Origin of the sequence: Flavobacterium frigidum (assembly GCF_048286735.1) — a bacterium.
Classification (GTDB): domain Bacteria; phylum Bacteroidota; class Bacteroidia; order Flavobacteriales; family Flavobacteriaceae; genus Flavobacterium.
In genome coordinates, this window is sequence record NZ_JBLVPU010000014.1 from 1 (window position 1) to 20,252 (window position 20,252).

At 36.7% G+C, this 20,252-nt stretch carries 8 protein-coding genes and 1 pseudogene; 2 read left to right on the top strand and 7 right to left on the bottom strand.

Annotated features, from left to right (window positions below):
* Positions 1-69: 69 nt before the first annotated feature.
* Positions 70-9,069 carry a T9SS type B sorting domain-containing protein gene (locus ACNQGO_RS09540; protein WP_417985110.1) on the bottom strand — a complete coding sequence of 3,000 codons (9,000 nt, stop codon included), beginning with the start codon at positions 9,067-9,069 and terminating at the stop codon, positions 70-72.
* Between the two features lie 751 nt (positions 9,070-9,820).
* Between ACNQGO_RS09540 and ACNQGO_RS09545 the strand changes: the two genes are divergently transcribed.
* A complete protein-coding gene (locus ACNQGO_RS09545; protein ID WP_417968236.1) occupies positions 9,821-10,444 on the top strand; it encodes a hypothetical protein in 624 nt (207 codons plus the stop codon).
* A gap of 365 nt (positions 10,445-10,809) precedes the next feature.
* On the opposite strand, the gene ACNQGO_RS09550 is transcribed toward ACNQGO_RS09545, so the two are convergent.
* From ACNQGO_RS09550 to ACNQGO_RS09570, 5 genes are all read right to left on the bottom strand, one after another.
* Positions 10,810-13,107, bottom strand: a complete 2,298-nt coding sequence (locus tag ACNQGO_RS09550) for a zinc-dependent metalloprotease (protein ID WP_417985111.1) — start codon at positions 13,105-13,107, stop codon at positions 10,810-10,812.
* Between the two features lie 118 nt (positions 13,108-13,225).
* The gene (locus ACNQGO_RS09555; RefSeq protein WP_417979186.1) at positions 13,226-13,537 is read right to left on the bottom strand and encodes a hypothetical protein; all 312 of its coding nucleotides are present in this window, start codon (positions 13,535-13,537) and stop codon (positions 13,226-13,228) included.
* A gap of 138 nt (positions 13,538-13,675) precedes the next feature.
* Entirely contained in the window at positions 13,676-14,926 is a 1,251-nt protein-coding gene (locus ACNQGO_RS09560; protein ID WP_417985112.1) for a zinc-dependent metalloprotease, read from the bottom strand.
* A gap of 62 nt (positions 14,927-14,988) precedes the next feature.
* Positions 14,989-17,295, bottom strand: a complete 2,307-nt coding sequence (locus ACNQGO_RS09565) for a zinc-dependent metalloprotease (RefSeq protein WP_417985113.1) — start codon at positions 17,293-17,295, stop codon at positions 14,989-14,991.
* A 413-nt stretch (positions 17,296-17,708) separates the two neighbouring features.
* A complete protein-coding gene (locus ACNQGO_RS09570; protein WP_417947986.1) occupies positions 17,709-17,855 on the bottom strand; it encodes a hypothetical protein in 147 nt (48 codons plus the stop codon).
* 1,075 nt (positions 17,856-18,930) lie between these two features.
* On the opposite strand from ACNQGO_RS09570, the pseudogene ACNQGO_RS09575 reads away from it, so the two are divergent.
* Positions 18,931-19,513, top strand: a pseudogene (locus ACNQGO_RS09575) (REP-associated tyrosine transposase).
* 272 nt (positions 19,514-19,785) lie between these two features.
* Here ACNQGO_RS09575 and ACNQGO_RS09580 read toward each other — a convergent pair.
* Positions 19,786-20,238: an SMI1/KNR4 family protein gene (locus ACNQGO_RS09580; protein ID WP_417946039.1), complete on the bottom strand. Its 453-nt coding sequence runs from the start codon at positions 20,236-20,238 to the stop codon at positions 19,786-19,788.
* Positions 20,239-20,252: the final 14 nt, after the last annotated feature.

Here is a 20,252-nt window from a genome sequence, read left to right on the forward strand (position 1 = left end):
GCAACAGCAACATTAGTATAAATTTTGTTTTCATATTCTATTATTTTAGACTTAAGAAATTTAGATTGATTACCTATTAATGTATAAATATCCTGCTTTCTCGAAACTTGTTCCTGCATTATCTTTATATCTCAAAATATAATAATAGGTTGCTTCAGGTAGCTCTTCAGCTTGTTTTACTGTTACTCTACCTTCTGAAACTCCTCTAAAAGCTCTATCGTCATTGTTGTATCCTGCTCTTTCAAATACCAATACTCCCCAACGGTTGTATATTTCTACTGTGTTATCAGCATAACATTCTAAACCTCTGATGCGGAAAACTTTGTTGTCACCGTTTCCATTTGGAGCTACTGCATTAAACACTTCAATTACACATCCTTGAATAGCTAGAACAGTTGGTCTATCACTAAGATTATTTGAATCATCTGATAAATCACTTACTATAGCACCAAGAGGTGTTACTCCTGTTGCCTTGGCTTGATTGGTTACACTTCCCAAATTGATGTCGGCTTGTGTCAATCGATACACTCCTTGATAGGCCGTATTGTTTGTCGCTCCTACTAGTAATAAAGGTATGCTATTACCTGATAATATCAAACCTGGTAGCACATCTGTTACCGTTACATTGCTTAATGGCGTGTTTCCTAAGTTGGCTACCGCAAAGCTATAGGTTATACTCTCGCCTGCTTGTGCAAATCCATCTCCATTTTCGTCATTGAAAACAGCTGTTTTAATGATGGCTATTGCTGGCACTTCACCTACAACTACAGTAGCTTGGGCTGTAGTACAGATCAACGGGTTAGAGCCTGTTTCACAAACTTGGTAAGTAATCGTGTAGGTTCCTGCTATTGTATTAGGTGCTACTGTCAAGTTTCCATTTGCGTCTATACTTAATGGACCATTTGTTACTGATGTAACATCAGTATTAGCTATGGTAGCTGGTGCTCCGTTAATGGTATCATTTGCAAGTACGCTTCCTCCTGTGGCCGGTATTGTATCATTAATAGCAACAATTGCATTGTTTACCACCACAGTTGCTGTAGCTCGTGTACAATTTGATGGTTTTGCTCCTGCTTCACAGATCTCATATGTAATGGAGTATGTTCCACTTGGTGTGTTTGGCGCTACTGTTAAGTTTCCATCAATATCTATACTCAATGGGCCATTTGTTACTGGTGTCACATCAGTATTGGCTGCGGTAGCTTGCATTCCATTAACCGTATCATTTCCTATTACATTACCCCCTGTTGGCGGGAAAGAATTATTATTGGCAGTAATTAAGTTATTGACAACTACCGTTACTGTAGCTGTGGTGCAATTTGCAGGTGTCATTCCTGTTTGACAAATTTCATAAACAATAATATAGGTCCCACTTGGTGTGTTTGGTGCTACTGTAAGGTTTCCAGACAAATCTAAACTTAATGGGCCTGCGCTTACTGGCGTTACTACAATATTGGTCATCGTAGCGGGTGCGCCATTGACACTGTCATTCCCTAATACATTTCCTCCTGTTGCTGTAAAAGTATCATTACTAGCAACTAATGGATTTACATAATTAATCGTTGCTGTAGCAGTTTTGCAATTTACTGGAATTGCACCTGCTTCGCAGATTTCATATACTATCGTGTACGTGCCTGCTGGCGTGTTTGGAGCTACTGTCAAATTCCCGTCTGTATCAATACTCAATGGACCATTTGTTACTGGTGTCACGTCAGTATTAGCTGCAGTTGCTGGCACTCCGTTTAAAGTATCGTTTGTTGTCACGTTTCCTCCTGTAGATGGAAATGTATCATTATTGGCTACCAATGGATTGCTTACCACTACTGTTAGCGTAGCTGTGGTACAATTCGATGGGTTTACATTAACTCCTGTGGTGGTGTCTGACTCACAGATGGTATACGTAACCGTGTAAGGTCCCGTTGGGGTATTCGCCGCAATGGTTACATTTCCGTCTGCATCTACTAAAATTGCTCCCGTAGTGATTGGTGTAACATTCGTGTTTGCAATCGTTACGGCAACTCCGTTTAAGGTGTCGTTTCCTATCACACTTCCTGCTGCTACTGGTGTAGTGCCTGAAGCTAATGGTGCTAATGGTGTTCCTAAAGTATCGTCATTTGCAATGATTTGACCCACTACGTTTACGGTTAGCGTAGCTGTGGTACAATTCGATGGGTTTACATTAACTCCTGTGGTGGTGTCTGACTCACAGATGGTATAAGTAACCGTGTAAGGTCCCGTTGGGGTATTCGCCGCAATGGTTACATTTCCGTCTGCATCTACTAAAATTGCTCCCGTAGTGATTGGTGTAACATTCGTGTTTGTAGTGGTCACGGCAACTCCGTTTAAGGTGTCGTTTCCTATCACACTTCCTGCTGCTACTGGTGTAGTGCCTGAGGCTAATGGTGCTAATGGTGTGCCTAAAGTATCGTTTCCTGCAATGATTTGACCCACTACGTTTACGGTTAGCGTAGCTGTGGTACAATTCGATGGGTTTACATTAACTCCTGTGGTGGTATCTGACTCACAGATGGTATAGGTAACCGTGTAAGGTCCCGTTGGGGTATTGGCTGCAATGGTTACGTTTCCGTCTGCATCTACTAAAATTGCTCCCGTAGTGATTGGGGTAACATTTGTGTTTGCAATCGTTACTGCAACTCCGTTTAAGGTGTCGTTTCCTATCACACTTCCTGCTGCTACTGGTGTAGTACCTGAAGCTAATGGTGCTAATGGTGTGCCTAAAGTATCGTTTCCTGCTATGATTTGACCTACTACGTTTACGGTTAGCGTAGCTGTGGTACAATTCGATGGACTTACATTAACGCCTGTAGTTGTATCGGACTCACAGATGGTATACGTAACCGTGTAAGGTCCCGTTGGGGTATTCACCGCAATGGTTACATTCCCGTCTGCATCTACTAAAATTGGTCCTGTAGTGATTGGTGTAACATTCGTGTTTGTTGTGGTTACGGCAACTCCATTTAAGGTGTCGTTTCCTATCACACTTCCTGCTGCTACTGGTGTAGTGCCTGAAGCTAATGGTGCTGCTGGTGTCCCTAATGTATCGATTCCTGCAATGATTTGACCTACTACGTTTACGGTTAGCGTAGCTGTGGTACAATTCGATGGGCTTACATTAACTCCTGTTGTAGTATCTGACTCACAGATGGTATAGGTAACCGTGTAAGGTCCCGTTGGGGTATTCGCCGCAATGGTTACATTCCCGTCTGCATCTACTAAAATTGATCCCGTAGTGATTGGGGTAACATTTGTGTTTGCAATCGTTACTGCAACTCCGTTTAAGGTGTCGTTTCCTATCACACTTCCTGCTGCTACTGGTGTAGTACCTGAAGCTAATGGTGCTGCTGGTGTGCCTAAAGTATCGTTTCCTGCTATGATTTGACCTACTACGTTTACGGTTAGCGTAGCTGTGGTACAATTCGATGGGCTTACATTAACTCCTGTAGTCGTATCGGACTCACAGATGGTATACGTAACCGTGTAAGGTCCCGTTGGGGTATTCGCCGCAATGGTAACGTTTCCGTCCGCATCTACTAAAATTGGTCCCGTAGTGATTGGTGTAACATTCGTGTTTGCAATCGTTACGGCAACTCCGTTTAAGGTGTCGTTTCCTATCACACTTCCTGCTGCTACTGGTGTAGTGCCTGAGGCTAATGGTGCTAATGGTGTGCCTAAAGTATCGTTTCCTGCTATGATTTGACCCACTACGTTTACGGTTAGCGTAGCTGTGGTACAATTCGATGGGTTTACATTAACTCCTGTAGTCGTATCGGACTCACAGATGGTATACGTAACCGTGTAAGGTCCCGTTGGGGTGTTCGCTGCAATGGTTACATTTCCGTCTGCATCTACTAAAATTGCTCCCGTAGTGATTGGTGTAACATTCGTGTTTGTAGTGGTCACGGCAACTCCATTTAAGCTGTCGTTTCCTATCACACTTCCTGCTGCTACTGGTGTAGTGCCTGAGGCTAATGGTGCTAATGGTGTGCCTAAAGTATCGTTTCCTGCAATGATTTGACCCACTACGTTTACGGTTAGCGTAGCTGTGGTACAATTCGATGGGTTTACATTAACTCCTGTAGTTGTATCGGACTCACAGATGGTATACGTAACCGTGTAAGGTCCCGTTGGGGTATTCGCCGCAATGGTTACGTTTCCGTCTGCATCTACTAAAATTGCTCCCGTAGTGATTGGTGTAACATTCGTGTTTGTCGTCGTTACGGCAACTCCGTTTAAGCTGTCGTTTCCGATCACGCTTCCTGCGGCTACTGGTGTAGTACCTGAAGCTAATGGTGCTGCTGATGTTCCTAAAGTATCGACTACCGCATCTAACGAATTTAAAACTTTAATGGTTGCCACAGCGCTATTACAATTCGTTGGTGTTACAGCCAATCCTGTTGATGGATTAACTTCACACAATTCATAGGTAATACTATAGCTTCCGCTTGGTGTATTTCCTGCTAATGTTACTACTCCATTCGAATCGATACTCAATGGTCCTGCAAAAACTGGGGTAACATTCGTATTGGTTGGACTTACTAAAACAGTATTCAATGTATCATTGTCTGTTACATTAAACACTACTTTTGGATTTACTCCTGTGTTTACTGCAACTGGATTATCATCAACTGCATCAATTGGATTTAAAACAACTACTGTTGCAGTTGCGTTTGTACAATTTACAGGGTCTGCTCCTGCTTCACACAATTTATAAGTGATGGTATACGTACCTGAAACAGTATTTGCAGCTAGAGTCAAATTTCCATCTGCATCAATACGCAATGGTCCAGTGGTTACCGGTGTCACATCAGTATTTGCCGATGTAACTGCTATTCCATTTAAATTATCTGCTCCATTACCATTATTAGAGAACACACTTCCAACTGTTGTAACCACTGTAGTGCTTGGCGCTTTTGGAGGGAAGGCATCATCAAATGCATTAATTTGATTACTAATACGAATTTTAGCGTTGGCTATATCACAATTGCCCGGATTTATCGCTTCACATATTTGATAAAAAACCATATAGGTACCCGAAACTTGTCCAGAAGGTACTGTTATCGTACCATTACTATTAAGCACAAATCCTGTAGGCGCTGTTCCACTTAATGTTAAATTAACATCTGCTGGATTTAAGACAGCTCCATTAAGGGTGTCATTATTCAATACTGATGTAGTAGTTCCTCCATTTCCTCCCGTATATGGTACTGCTGTAAAATCATCAACAATGGCATCTACTGCAGATTGTAAAACATTTACCGTTACTGTTGCTGTACTGCAATTAGCTGGATTCGAACCAATTTCACATATTCGATACTCTAATGTTTGAGGTCCTGCAGGTGTACCTGCTGCAATAGTAATAGTACCATTTGCATTTAAAGTTAATACCGGATTTAAAGCTGTTGTTGTCAAAATCACGTCTGCGGGTTCAACTGGTGGAATTCCACTTAATGTATCATTCCCTAATACAGAACCAGTTGTAGCTCCTGGAAGTCCTCCTGTTATATCCGGGTTAGCGATAATAGCATTTAGAACTACTATTGTTGCTGTTGCTGTTGTACAATTAACAGGGTTTGCGCCTACTTCACATATTTCATATGTAATACTATAAGTGCCGGAAACTATGTTTGCTGCTAAAGTAATCTCTCCATTACTTGTTATACTTAATGGACCTGATATTTGTGGAGTAACATTAGTGTTTGCATCTGTAACTGGATCTGCATGTAACGTATCATTTATAGTTACATTTAAAACAACTTTGGGAACTTCAGCAGTCGCTACTGTAAGTGGTCCATCATTTACTCCTACTAATGGGTTCTGTACCACAACAGTCACTATAGCCGTATTACAATTTGCTGGACTTGCCCCAGATTCACACAACTCATAAGTAATTAGATAAGTTCCTGAAGCTGTGTTGGCTGCTAATGTTAAATTACCATTAATATCAATACTCAATGGTCCTGTAGTAATTGGTGTTACATCAGTGTTTGCCCCTGTTACTGCAATAGTATTTAAAGTATCATTATCTGTTACATTTAAAATAACTGTAGGTGTTGTTGCTGAAGCTACAGTTGCTGGACCATCGTTTACAGCGTCTATTAGATTTAAAACTACTACTGTAGCCGTTGCATTATCACAATTCGCAGGGATCATATTTAATCCAGTTGATGGATCGGCCTCACATAATTGGTACGTGATGCTGTACGTACCACTTGGAGTATTGGCCGCTAAGGTTACTATTCCGTCAGCATCAATGCTCAATGGACCTGTGGTTAATGGTGTTACATTCGTATTGGTGGTAGTTGCTGCAACTCCATTTCTAGTGTCATTCTCTAATACGTTTCCTGCTGTTACTGGACTGGTACCTGATATTAACGGTGCAGCTAGCGTACTCAAGGTATCGTCATCAGCAACAATAACTGCTAATACCGTCACAGTTATTGGCGTTGTTGCTGATGATTCACAAGCGACAGTATTTAATGTTGATATAGTAATTCTTCTGTATTGAGTGGTGGATGTTAAACCTGTTGGCGCATCATATGTGACTACTGTTGCTCCTGATATTGTATTCCAAGTATTAAACGGACTTACCGCACTTTCCCATCTGTATGTACTTGTAACATCTCCAGTGCCTGCTGTTGTACTGGTAAAGGCTGCGGGGTCACCTTCATAATAAATTGTTTGATTGGCGGAAATAGCTCCTGCAGTTGGCGTTGATTGTACCGTTACGGTAACTGGCGATGTAGCTGCTGATTCACATGCTATTCCACTTAAAATAGACACCGTAATTCTTCTATATTGAGTGGTGGCTGTTAAACCTGTTGGAGCATCATAGGCTGCTACTGTTACTCCTGATATGGCACTCCAAGTGCTAAATGGGCTTACGGAACTTTCCCACCTGTACGTAATTATTCCATCTCCCATTCCTGCTGCTGTGCTGATAAAAGTCGCTGGATCACCTCCATTACATATTGTTTGACTATCCGCAATTGATCCTGCAGTTGGCGTTGCTTGCACCGTTACGGTAACTGGCGATGTAGCTGTTGATTCACATGCTACACTATTTAAAGTTGAGATTGTGATTCTTTTATATTGAGTGGTGGCTGTTAAACCTGTTGGCGCATCATAGGTGGCTGTTGTAACTCCTGATATGGCACTCCAAGAGCTAAATGGGCTTACGGCACTTTCCCATCTGTATGTAATTGTTCCGTCTCCAGTTCCTGCTGTTGTGCTGGTAAAAGTCGCTGGATCACCTCCATTACAAATTGTTTGACTAACCGCAATTGATCCTGCTGTTGGCGTTGCTTGTACCGTTACGTTAAAAATAGTTGTGCTACTTGCACATCCACCTGCATTTTTTACGGTAAGGTTTCCTGTATAAGTGCCAGATGTAGCATTCGCAGGAACTGCTATACTAATTGCACTTGCAGGTAATGCGGCATTTGTAACAGCAACAAAACTATTAGTTGGCGTTGCGTTCCATGTTATGCTATAAGTTGTAGGAGTTCCAGTTGTTGAGCTGTACGATAAAGGTGTAGTTTGAAGACTTGCACTAGAACAAACACTTACAGAAGCAGCAGCCGTCGTAATAGACGGTGCTGGTGCTACCGTAACTGTTGTTGTTATACAACTGGTTACCGAACAAACATTTTTATAACGAATATAATATGTGGTGTTTACAGTAGGGCTTACTACTAAAGAATTACCTGTACCTACAAGGGTTCCACCACAAGAACCAGTAAACCATTGTGCATAACCGCCACCGCCGCCTTTGTTACCGCCGCTAACAGTTAAGGTAGTTGAGGCACCAGAGCAAATAGACGTTCCACCTGTTATCGTGGTTGGTGCTGTTGGATTTGTGTTCACTTGAACCAGCACAATTGTAGTGGTATAATACATACCCGAAGTTACCGTTCGTCGGTACCATGTAGTTTGCGTGATACCACTAGGTATAATATAATCTTTAGAGGTACTTACACCAGGTGTCGTGGCATAAGGTGAATAAGCCCCAACCGTATTAAATTCCCATAAATAAGAATACACATTATTTCCTCCAGTGGGTGTTGAGCCAGTTATAGTTCCAGGATTTGTGCCCGAACATATTGGCTCTGCATACGATGCTACCACGTTTATTCGTTTCGGTGTACCTCCACAAGGATCGCCATATGCTCCATTAAATGTTGGAACTTTGCCTGTAGTGACACCTAAAATAACTTTATTAACTTCTGTAATACTAGTAAGTGCGTGGCAAGCTCCTAATACATAATTTGGGCTTGTACCTGTTGGCGTGCCGTAACTTGCAAAGTTTACATTAATAAAAACAAGACCATCAGGAGCGGTAACTGGTGATGAAGTTGCGCCTTCAGGATAGGATGCGCCTACCGTTCCAGAAGCACCACTGGTGTAGGATGCAAAATTATTTTCTATACGTGGGTACGGTGGCGTTCCAGTTACAGTAATTCTACCCGGACCTGTAAAATAAATGTTATTCCCATTTGAAGCTCCTGTATTTGAAGCACCCCATGTACTTAAAAGGGCTCCGTCACCACCTAAAGTTAAAGTGCCCGTTTGATGCGTGTTAATTGCATTTAAATTCATCTTAACACCCGCCACGACCATTAAATTAGTAGTTATAATAGTATTGGCTGCAAAGGTTTTTGTTCCGGTACCGCCGAGCGTTAAATTACTATAAGTCACTCCGGCAACTATTTGATTAGCACCAACAAAGCTGATAGTGCTGGCTCCTACTGAAGTGAAAGTCCCATTGTTTACAAAATTACCGCCTATGTTAAGTAAGCTAGTAACGCTATTTGTTAAGGTTAAGGATGATAAAGCATTAATAGTTAAATCAGCACAAGCAGCTGTTATACCTGTAATTATCGGTTTATTTGTTACGTTGGGTATCACAACAACATCTATGGCTGTTGGCACTGCGCCTGTACTCCAGTTTGAGGGGGTGTTCCAATCGGTATTAATTGCACCAGTCCAAGTGGTTTGACCAAAGCCATACTGAAAAATCGTTAACAGTAGTAAAAGTAAAAATTTCTTCATTTGTATTGTATATTTTTATTTGTCTAATTTAAGTCTGTTTTTTTAAATAAAAAAAGTAAATTTAACATATTTATTTAATAAATTCATTAAATCTAATTGGTTTTTATATTAATAATCCTATTGTAGGTGAAAATAGACAAAATATTACTAGTTGTATTGAGCTATTTTTAATAAATATAGTGTGTGTTATAATTTGTTAATTGACAAAGAAAGTATGTTTTTATAATTGCTACTGGAAATCTTTGAATATATTGAAATTTAGTACAATAGAAAAAGGAGATATTCTGCTTTGAATTATGCGACTATTGTAAAATTTAACAATCAAATTAATTACAAAAGTGTAGCTTTATGCTACAGGTTTTATTTGTATATCCAGAATCGAAAGAATTTAACAACCTTGAAATCGAAAAGAGATATTTAACCCATTTAGTGATGAAATTCTGGCATTGTATTTTAAAGAACAATTTAGAAAACGACAAAGCTGTAACAAAGTATTTCGATCAGGTTTTTAATTTCTATTATAAAGTGTAATTAGAATATTTTTAACGAACAATTTCCATTGCTAATTTAAAAGATGGTCTGTCTTCTGAACATTCGGGAAGATATGAGCAAATTAGGATATGCAAAAAGAACTTTTTAGTATCTGGAATTTTTTTCTTATATTGAATGTTGAAAGATTTTATAATAGAAAAGTCAATGACAAAGCTATGCATCTACAACAAGAAAATATTATTAATCAAAATAATGTTTCTTGAGACCTCTTATTGACATTCATTCATCAGCTATAATCAGTATTCTTAATTTATTCATTGATTTTGGAGAATTACAGAATGCTAAAAATTATTTGAAATTAGTTCTAGGACAAATTAAGTGTGCAAAAGAAAATTTAGACTTTAATCCTGTTGCGAATAACAGTATTGAAAATGTGATTAGATTCACTGTTACCGGTGTCAAACCGGTCTATTTTTCGGATAGTACTTCTCCTATTCTTATGATTATAATGAAATATCTTACTTTATTGGATATGGAAGAAGAATACGTTGTCATGAAAGAATTTATTCTTGTAAATAAAATTGATTTAGGATTATTTGTACCTTACCATTGCATAAATTCGGCTTCTAACCATTTAATCTCTGCTAAGGAGAATGACTTGGAAGTACAATTGTTTTCAAAATCCTTTCGGCATCGTTACCAATCAGAAACAAGACTGAAAAAAAACTTTGATAAAAATTTAAATTTTGAAGAAGTTAAAATAAAGATCGTTTATAAGGAAACAGAATTTGAGTATAATTATCGAAGCTATCAAGCAGGATACCCTTTCTTAAAAGATTTGGCTCATAATTATTTCAAAGCACCTTTCTTTCCTGATAAATAGAGGGATTTAATTATATAGTAAAAACATCACTGGCAATCAATAGGTCTCCCACCGGTCGTTCTCTTTGTTCGGCTTGGCATCTCCAAGCGATCGTCGGCAGAAAAAGCCTCCCCCCCCGATTACGCAAACACTATGCAGCACAATAAGAATAGCAGCTTGAAAACACGCCGTTGTTTTCATTACGGCGCTTTGTTGCTCATTTTTAAATGTTTTCTGGTAGTTATGATAATGATTTTGATTTAAGATATTCAACATTGCATGACAAGTACATTATCATTCAATGTTGAATAGTATTAAGATTACAAATCGCTTTTATCTAACTTAAATAAAGAAAAATGGTCAAATCAACTTTTAGTTTAAATAAGTTATTTTATTATGATTTTTTTTACTGATTTATTTTTTCCATTTTGAATTTTTACAAAATAAATTCCCGCTGTTATAGTATTGACTTGAAATTCTTGATTAAACATACCTGAATTTTGAAATATTTTGTTGTAAATATTCCTTCCAATGACATCATTAACAATAACTTCAATTACGTCATTTGTTTCTGGCTTAAACGATATTTTGAAACTACCATTATTTGGGTTTGGATATAGTACAAAATTTTCAAATTCGAAATCATTTGTTGCTAAATTCGTTGCAATTGCAAACTTTGTAGTATTGACTGCATAAAATATATTACCAACAGATTGCACCATTAATCTACAATCCAACGAATTAATAGTGTTTGGAATTGTAATCACTTGCAAACCATCGTTGGGTGTATTTGCCAGAAGTGTGGTTGTAAATGTTAATCCTTTATCTGTTGATAATAATATATTTACCAACGAAGTATTTATATTATTGGCTGTTGTTCCTGCTACATCCCATGTAATGGTTTGCGATGAGTTTCCCGCCCACGTTATTCCGGTTGTGTTTTGTGATGTTATTACAAATGGCCCTGCGTTGGCATTTACTGTCAGTATCATATCATCGCGTCTCACATTTGAACCCCGAATAACGGCATTGTCTCGAACAGTTACTGCAAAATTCTGTACTCGAGACACACTCGAAAGACGTTCCATTCTAGTGTTTAATTCTCCTGCAATAACTTTTTCAAGTTTAGGCATGTATCGATTGGGAGAAGCTGTAGGTTGGTTAAATTTAAAATTTGGTCCAGAGGTAGCCGTTGCGCTAGTTTCAGGTTGTACACCAGTATCTAAACCTTCCCATGAATACGTGTAACCTTCTGCATTTGAATTAGTAACTGCGGCTTTCAAAACGTAAGGTGTATCTTTTGGAATAGTGTAATCTGGACCAGCATTAACAACTGGTGGCGGCGTGCTTATAGTCATTAAAGTACCAGTATTTGATTCAGCCATAGCATCTTGCATTTCATTTATACTTGCCGTGTGATAATATGGATCGGAAATAGGTTGCCATCCATCTGAATCAACTGCTAATCCAGCGCATAACCTATTATAAGATAAATAAGTATTGCCTGCGTAAGGTTCTATTTGTATTGTACTATCTAAATTCTTACAGTCACTATTAGAATAGGTGTGATTCGCTCCTAAAACATGCCCCATTTCGTGAGCGAAATTGTTACTAAATTTGTCGTTATTTATACCTTGTTGTCCGTCATATTCGGTTACTCCGCGGGTTTTTGTGTCGCTATATCTAATTGCGCCAAGACTTGCTACTCCAGCACCACCTGTACCCAACACGTGTCCTATGTCAAAATTGGTAATACCAATAATTGGAGTAATTTGAACTGATTCTTCTAATAAGGTAAACTTATTTCCATTAGTAAAATTATCAGAGTCTACAAAAATTATGGCTTCTTGGTTGTCTACCAATTTCATTCGTACCGATAAGTCTCTCTCCCAATCACCATTTAATCGTGTAATCAAATGTGCCAATGATGCAATAACTACCGCTTTTTTCTGAGCTACTGTACCTGAACCCATTCCTGCTTGAGAAGCAATTGTATTCGAAAATTCGACAGTTGTAGCTACCGCTAATCTGTAAACTCGCAATTTTCCATCGGCAATTCTTTGGTTCGACTTTGGTAAATTTTTTAATTTATCGTAATTTAATTTATCTTTTTCATCAGCAAGACCGCATACAAAATCAGAGCTTTTTGCTGATGAATTTGAATTTCTATAATAAATTGAGTTACCTGGTGCTCTAAAATGTCTGTAAACAACGTAGTTAATGAGCGAATTGCTACGGTGCTTCTTTATTAAAAATGAGCCTACTTTACCAGAATTTGTTACTGCATCAAAGCCAAGTGGTGTAATACTAAATCGAATGGCTTGGGTTTTATCGTTAATCCCTTTTCCTATGTACGATTTTATATTCGGATACTTGTTTGCCAAAGATTGTTCCATTATAGCTACTTCAAAGATTTTGTAACTATCTTGACCGCCATCAGGATTTGGAAAGCTTACAATCACGTTAGAATCTGTGGCAGAATCCATTGGTGCCATTGATAGTTGAGTGCTTAAAACAGAAAGATCTAAAGTAAAAACCTTGTAGCCAGTTCGAGGCATATCTGAGAAAGGAAAAGCTGGCAGTTGATTAACTTGAGTTTGTGTCATGACCGTCCAAGGTGAGGTTTGACTTAAAGCATTTAATATGGAGAGCAATAGTATTGAAAACAGTAATAGTTTTTTCATAATTTATTTTTTAGTTTGGGGATGTTTTTAAAAGATTTATGGCCTCCTGACCATTTAAAAGTCCTGAACTAGCAGGATGTTTTTTAGTTGCAATTGATAACCGTTCATTAAACGTACCCTAATTAGTTCCTATATAGATAGCTTGTACTTGAGGAGTCCACAATGCAACATCTGCATTTGTTGCATTACAAGCATCATTCAAAATATCAATTTTATTTTGTGCCATTTCCCGCAAGAATCGCCTGTCTGGCGAGTTTGAATCAACTTCTGTAAAATAAACCGCAACTGGTATAATAATTTTTGCATTGGTACTTCTAGCCAATTCACTTTGTGAATTTTGAAGTTTTGCAAATTCAATTTCAAATCTATTTTGAAAATCAAAGTGTTTTTGTTTTGCTATTGGGTCATTCATCATTTTTTGTATGTGCATATCGGTTCCGCAAGTTCTTTGTTGTGAAAATCCCAATTAAAATAGGAGTAAAACGATGATTAATTTTAATTTCATATTTTGACTATTAATTGGTTGATAATTCTGCTTTATTTTTTTGACTTTTTGTAAAAATCTCTTTTATTCTACAATAATTCTTTTCACCATTTTATTTTCACCGTTCTGTATATTTATAAAATATACTCCCGATGAAGCAGTCTTTATTTGTAATTCTTGATCAAACATACTAGAATTTTGAAATGTTTTATTATAAATTTTTCTTCCACTAATATCGTGAACTACTATTTCAATATCGTCGTTTATCTCGCTTGTAAACGATATTTTGAAACTTCCGTTATTTGGATTTGGATACAATGCGAAATCTTTAAACTCAAAATCTTCACTACTTAAAACATTTGTATTAAATTGATTGGCAACTGTGTTGTAATAGGCTTTCATTCTAACGACCTGCCCTGTTGTAAACATCCATCTATTACCATCTAATGTATAGTCCATAAAATTCATTGTTAGTGCTTTAGTTCCAGGCACACAACCAGGTATAGAACCAAGTACGGGACCCCAATCTCTGGTCATTAAACATTGTGGTGTGTCTTCAACATAGTCTGTGTTTGAAGGCAAACATACATCATCTCCCGGAGATTTTCCAAAAGTATGTTCTAAATTAAAGTAATGTCCCACTTCATGCAATAATGTTTGTCCTAAATGCCATCCATTGGTAGGTACATGTCCAGGACATCCGTCGCCACTGCCGAAACAAATATTCTTTATAACAACCACATTACCCTCATTTGGAGTTCCTCCTGTATAATATCCTGCATAATTAGTATCTCTAACAACAATATTCAAACAACCTCTCCAATTAATGTCTCTAATTGCGCCGTTAAGAAAACTAGTTCCAAATGTTATTGCTGACTGTCCGTTGGTCAGACCTGTTCCAGCAGGATGGTTTCTGGTTGCTAAAACAAACTTCATATTTGAATTACCCACAGTAGTTCCTGGATAAAAAGCTTGCACTTGCGGAGTCCACAAAGATAGAGCAGGGTTTGTTGCGGTAAAAGCAGCATTTAAAATATCGAGCTGATTTTGCACCAATTGTATCAAACAAGCTTTATTGGGTGAATTTGCAGCAATTTCGGGAAAGTGAACCGCCACAGGGATGAAAGTAATTGCGTTGGTACTTCTAGCCGATTCATTTTGTGAATTTTGAAGTTTTGCTAATTCTATATTAAATCTTTTTTGAAAATCTAAATGTTTTTGTTTTGCTATTGGATCCGACATGATTTTTTGCATTTGCGCATCGGTTCCGCAAGTTCTTTGTTGTGAAAACCCTAATTGAAATAGTAGTAAAGCGATGATTAATTTTAATTTCATAATTTGATTAAAAATTGGTTGACAATTCTGCTTTATTTTTTTGACTTTTGGTAAAAATCTTTTTATTCTACAATAATTCTTTTCACCATTTTATTTTCACCGTTCTGTATCTTTACAAAATATACTCCCGATGAAGCAGTCTTTATTTGTGATTCTTGATCAAACATACCAGAATTTTGAAATGTTTTATTATAAATATTTTTTCCACTGACGTCATAAATTGTGATTTTAATTTCGTCGTTAGTTTCTGGTTTAAACGATATTTTGAAACTTCCATTATTAGGGTTTGGATATAGTACAAAATTTTCAAATTCGAAATCATTTGTTGCTAAATTTGGTGCAATTGCAAACTTTATAGTATTTACTGCATAAAATAAATTACCAACAGATTGTACCATTAATCTGCAATCTAATGCATTGATGTTATTAGGAACTGAAATAATTTGTGTACCATCATTTGGAGTATTTGCCAGCAGTGTTGTTGTAAAAGTTAACCCTTTATCTGTTGAAAGTAGTATGTTGACTAATGAAGTATTAATGTTGTTTGCTGTAGTTCCTGCCACATTCCATGTAATGGTTTGCGATGAATTTCCTGCCCAAGTTATTCCAGCACTGTTTTGGGATATTACCTCAAAAGGTCCCGCATCGGCATTAACAGTAAGTTTCATATCATCTCGTCGAATATGTGAACCCTGAATCATTGAGTTATCACGTACAATAACAGTAAAATTTTGTATTCTTGAAACGCTCGAAAGACGTTCATTTTTACTACTTAAATTTCCAGTAAGTACTTTTGCAAGTTTTGGCATATAACGAATCGGTTCGTTTGTAGGTTTAAAAAATTTAAAATTTGGTCCAGTTGTAGCGGTCGCACTAGTTTCTGCTTGAATACCCGTATCAGTGTTTTCCCAAGAATAAGTATAACCATCTGAATTTGAATTAGAAACCGTAGCTTTTAGCATATATGGTGTATCTTTGGGAATTGTGTAATCAAGTCCGGCATTTACAACAGGTGGGGTACTATTTAAAAGTATATAAGTACCACTGGTAGCTTGTGATAGAAGATTTTGCATCTCTTTGATACTTTCTGAATGATAGAAGGGATCATTAACAGGTTGCCAAACATCAAACAATGATGCTAAGTTTGTTGGTTGCAAACTACTGCATTTTCTGTTATATGACATAATCGTAACCCCAGCATACGGCTCTATTTGCGAACTACCACTAACATTTTGACAGTCAGAAGCAGAATAGGTATGGTTCGCTCCAAAAAAATGTCCCATTTCATGAGTAATACTATTCACAAATACGGCACCTGTTATTCCCTCTGTTCCATATTCAGCGACAACTCGTGTTTTTTGATTGTCCTGAAGAATACCCTGACTTGCTATACCACCACCACCAGTGCCAAGTACAAGTCCAATATCAAAATTAATATTTCCTATAATGGGTGTAATTTGGGTCGACTCATCTATCAGAGTGTACATATTTCCGTTGGTAAAATTATCAGTCTCAATAAAAATGAGTAATTCTTGGTTTGCTACTAATTTCATACGTACTGACAAATCTCTTTCCCAGTCACAATTTAAGCGTGTTACTAGCTGAACTAAACCCGCAATAATTGCGGATTTTTTTTGAGAAGTTGTACTAGCATTCATACCTAATTGGTCTATAATTTTTGACGAAAACTCAACTGTTGTTGCTATTGCCAACCGAAAAACTCTCAATTTATCCACCGTATTTATTTGATTTGACTTATGTTGTTGATGTGCTTTGTTGTTAATTATTTTTTTACTAATATTTTCAACACCACACACAAAGTCTGTTTTTATTGATGACGGAATTGAATTTCTATAGACAGGATTAATTGCTGATTGAGAATGTTTATATATAATATAAGTGCTAAACAAATTACTTCGGTATTTTTTTATAAAAAACGAATCTACTTTTCCTGAATAAGTTACGGCATCAAATCCGATTGTTGTTAAACTAAACCGTATAGTTTGAGTTTTATCTTTGATTGATTTACCTATATAAGATTTATTATTTGGAAAATTGTTCTGCAATGTTTGTTCCATTACTGAAACCTCAAAAATTTTGTAATCATCTTGCCCTCCTTCAGGATTTGGGAATTTCAGAATTACATTTGAATTTGTTGCACTATCCATCGGTGCATCTGATAATTGGGTTGCCAACAAGGCTAAATCTAATGTAAAAACTTTATAATTAAAAGGCATAAAACCTGAACCAGAGGGATATACCGGCAGCAGTGCAATTTGACTTTGTGTCATAACAATCCAAGGGGAGGTTTGTCCGATAGAACTTCCGATAGAAAGCAGTAATGTAGTTAGTAATAATAATTTTTTCATTTTTTTTATTAATGTGGTTAATATTGCGCCAAGTTACTTTTAAATTTTTTAATCATGAAAATAGAATAATTAAATAATTCGTAAAAACACTTAATTAAATATTTTATACTTAAAAATAATTATTGAATTAAATTAATTAAAAAATTGAAAATCAATATATTGAATCATTATTTTAAGCTCTCAAAAAAAGTTAATATAGGTATTAAATGTTCGATTGTAGTCCCGCTCAGTCCACAAAAACCTCATAATCTTTTGATTATGAGGTTTTTTTTAGTTGACAATGCAGTTGATTTTATTAGTATTTGTAAATCATATTGTTTTTATTGCTACCCCTATTTTGCTCGTTTGCAACGAGTACCTACTTACTTAATTATCAAAAATAAAGCGTTTGCAACGCGGTTTATTTAGACAGATTACCATAAAGGTTCAACATTTACGTTACAAAAAACAGTATTTTCTTCTTCATAATTTCTATAGCTGCTCTTTACATAATCTCTTTCATGAAATACAATTTCCGCTTCAACTGGATTATAATTGAGGTAATTTACTCGTTGTTCCATCTTTTCCAAAGTATCTAAAATAACGGGATGAAACCCATCTTTCTATAATTTATAATTTGTTGCTCTTCCTGATTTTTGAGGTTCAAAACTAAATTTTTTTTAATAATCATTCTCTTCTGCTTTAGGAATGTTCTTGAATTGCTTTAATTAATTTTTTTGAGATATACTTCTTAAAATCACGTGTTACATTTTGCAATTCCCCTTCAAATGCAATACCTATTAAATGAATATGGCTTGTCATATAGACATAGGCGTAGATGCGCTTTTAAAAATTGGTGCTCAAAAAGCATCGGCTGTGGCCAATGGTGTACTAGCCAAGGTGCGCAAAAAACAAGGATTCAAAATATAATTACCTATGTGAAATAACCGCGGATTCGCAGATTATAGTAATATTTAATCTGCTAATCTGCGATACAATACAATTTAAAATGTCGCGAAGTCAGAGACATTCGCGCAGCAACCCGCAATCTTTAAGTACGTTTTTTTAAGGAGACTTCGAGCAGCGGGGTATTATGAACGAAAAAAAGGAGAAGGTAAAAATGCGATGCTAGTTTTAAACAATGTAAAATGTAAAATTATTGGTCGCGTTTTTTCAGTAATTAACAGACAAACTCCATACATAAACACATATAAATTTGCCTGTTAATTTTTAAAACATCACTTGTTTTTTATCATAGAATGCGCGATCAATATCGAGAATACTCGTCATATCCGAGCCATCGGGATTCGCAGATTATAGTAATATTTAATCTGCGAATCTGCGCTTCATTACGATTTAAAATGGCGCGAAGTCAGAGACATTCGCGCAGCAACCCGCCGTCTTTAAGTACATTTTTTGTGAATACTTCGAGCAGCTGAGACTTTGACACGTTTACGGTCTTTAAGCACTTTTAAAAAAAACGCAAAAGTCATGAGACTTTGCGGAGCGGGGTAAAGGCGGAATTGCAATCCGTGCCCACAACGATAACCCAAAGCCATAATTCATGCCTACAAAGCAAATCTAAACCAAAAGAAATAAATTAAAGCGATGTGATTGTTTTATTTGTAGCTTTTATTGTATTTTTAGATAAAAAAAATGTCAACAAAATATAAAGCAACAACAGATCAGGCATATTTTATAACTAATACAACAGTAGGTTGGGTTGATATATTTACGCGACTCAACCAAAAGTACAATATTGTTAATGCTTTGCAATATTGTCAGGAGAAAAAAGGACTTGAGATTTATGCGTATTGCATTATGCACAGTCATATCCATTTAATGTGTAAAGCCACAAGTGGTTTTATTTTATCTGATGTCATGCGTGATTTTAAAAAATTCACTTCCAAGAAAATTATTCAAACTATTATAGAAGAACCAGAGAGTCGCAGGGAGTGGCTTTTGGCTTATTTTGAAAAAGCGTGCGCGCATCTAAAGAGAGACCAAAGCTATAAAGTATGCTTCGCCAATTCGCACTTTCAGGCTCGGGTGGCAAGACGGCTATCACGCTGAAATAATTGAAACCAATTGGTTCATAAAACAAAAAGTGAATTATATACACAACAATCCTGTAAAAGAGAAAGTAGTTAGCTCACTAGAGGATTATTATTTTAGTTCTGCTAGAAATTATGCGGGCTTAGACAATGATTTAGATGTTGTAATGTTGGACTTATTTTAGATTGTTGATGCACGGTGTGGGCACGGAATGCAATTCCGCGCGATCAATATCGAGAATGCTCGTCATATCCGAGCCATCGGGGTTGACTTTGATTGTGGGTACGGAATGCAATTCCGCGCTATCGTATGCAAAGTTGGAGAGACATTTCGCCAGCTGGAAATTTCAAAAAAAAAAAGCAACAATTTTACTTGTTGCTTTTTTGTTTTTAATTGTATTATTTGACTTTGATTGTAGGCACGGGATGCAATTCCGCGCTATCGGGGTATAATGTTCTATAAATCGTTAGCAGTTTCTTCATGCAAGCCATTTATAAATTCTTCAAAACTATTAGCTATTTTACGTAAAGGTTCATCATCTCCTAAACCAACTAAATCATAATAAATTACTCCTTCATCATTACTTCCAATTGAGACATAGAAAGGTCTACCTCCAGGATCAGTAGCAAATGGTATTAAATCATTTCTTCCTATGCCCTCATCTTCGTCTCGCACTGCTGGTAAAATTAACTCAACTGAAGCATTCCGATTTTTGAGTAATGGAAGAAATGAATTTATAATATAATCAACTTTATTATAGTATTTGTACTCTTTAGTTGATGCTCCATTATATTTCACAAAAAAATCTTTTAAATAATTCGGTAAAACAATATTGTTTGCTAGTTCAAAATACTCTATTTCATCTTTATTCACTGGAATAAATGAACTGTCAATTGTTAAATGTCTCATTATATATCATTTTG

Bases quoted from the DNA above. Each gene is read 5' to 3' on its own strand.
- ACNQGO_RS09540 (WP_417985110.1), bottom strand. From the start codon at position 9,069: ATGAAGAAATTTTTACTTTTACTACTGTTAACGATTTTTCAGTATGGC.
- ACNQGO_RS09550 (WP_417985111.1), bottom strand. From the start codon at position 13,107: ATGAAAAAACTATTACTGTTTTCAATACTATTGCTCTCCATATTAAAT.
- ACNQGO_RS09555 (WP_417979186.1), bottom strand. From the start codon at position 13,537: ATGCACATACAAAAAATGATGAATGACCCAATAGCAAAACAAAAACAC.
- ACNQGO_RS09560 (WP_417985112.1), bottom strand. From the start codon at position 14,926: ATGAAATTAAAATTAATCATCGCTTTACTACTATTTCAATTAGGGTTT.
- ACNQGO_RS09565 (WP_417985113.1), bottom strand. From the start codon at position 17,295: ATGAAAAAATTATTATTACTAACTACATTACTGCTTTCTATCGGAAGT.
- ACNQGO_RS09570 (WP_417947986.1), bottom strand. From the start codon at position 17,855: ATGGAACAACGAGTAAATTACCTCAATTATAATCCAGTTGAAGCGGAA.
- ACNQGO_RS09580 (WP_417946039.1), bottom strand. From the start codon at position 20,238: ATGAGACATTTAACAATTGACAGTTCATTTATTCCAGTGAATAAAGAT.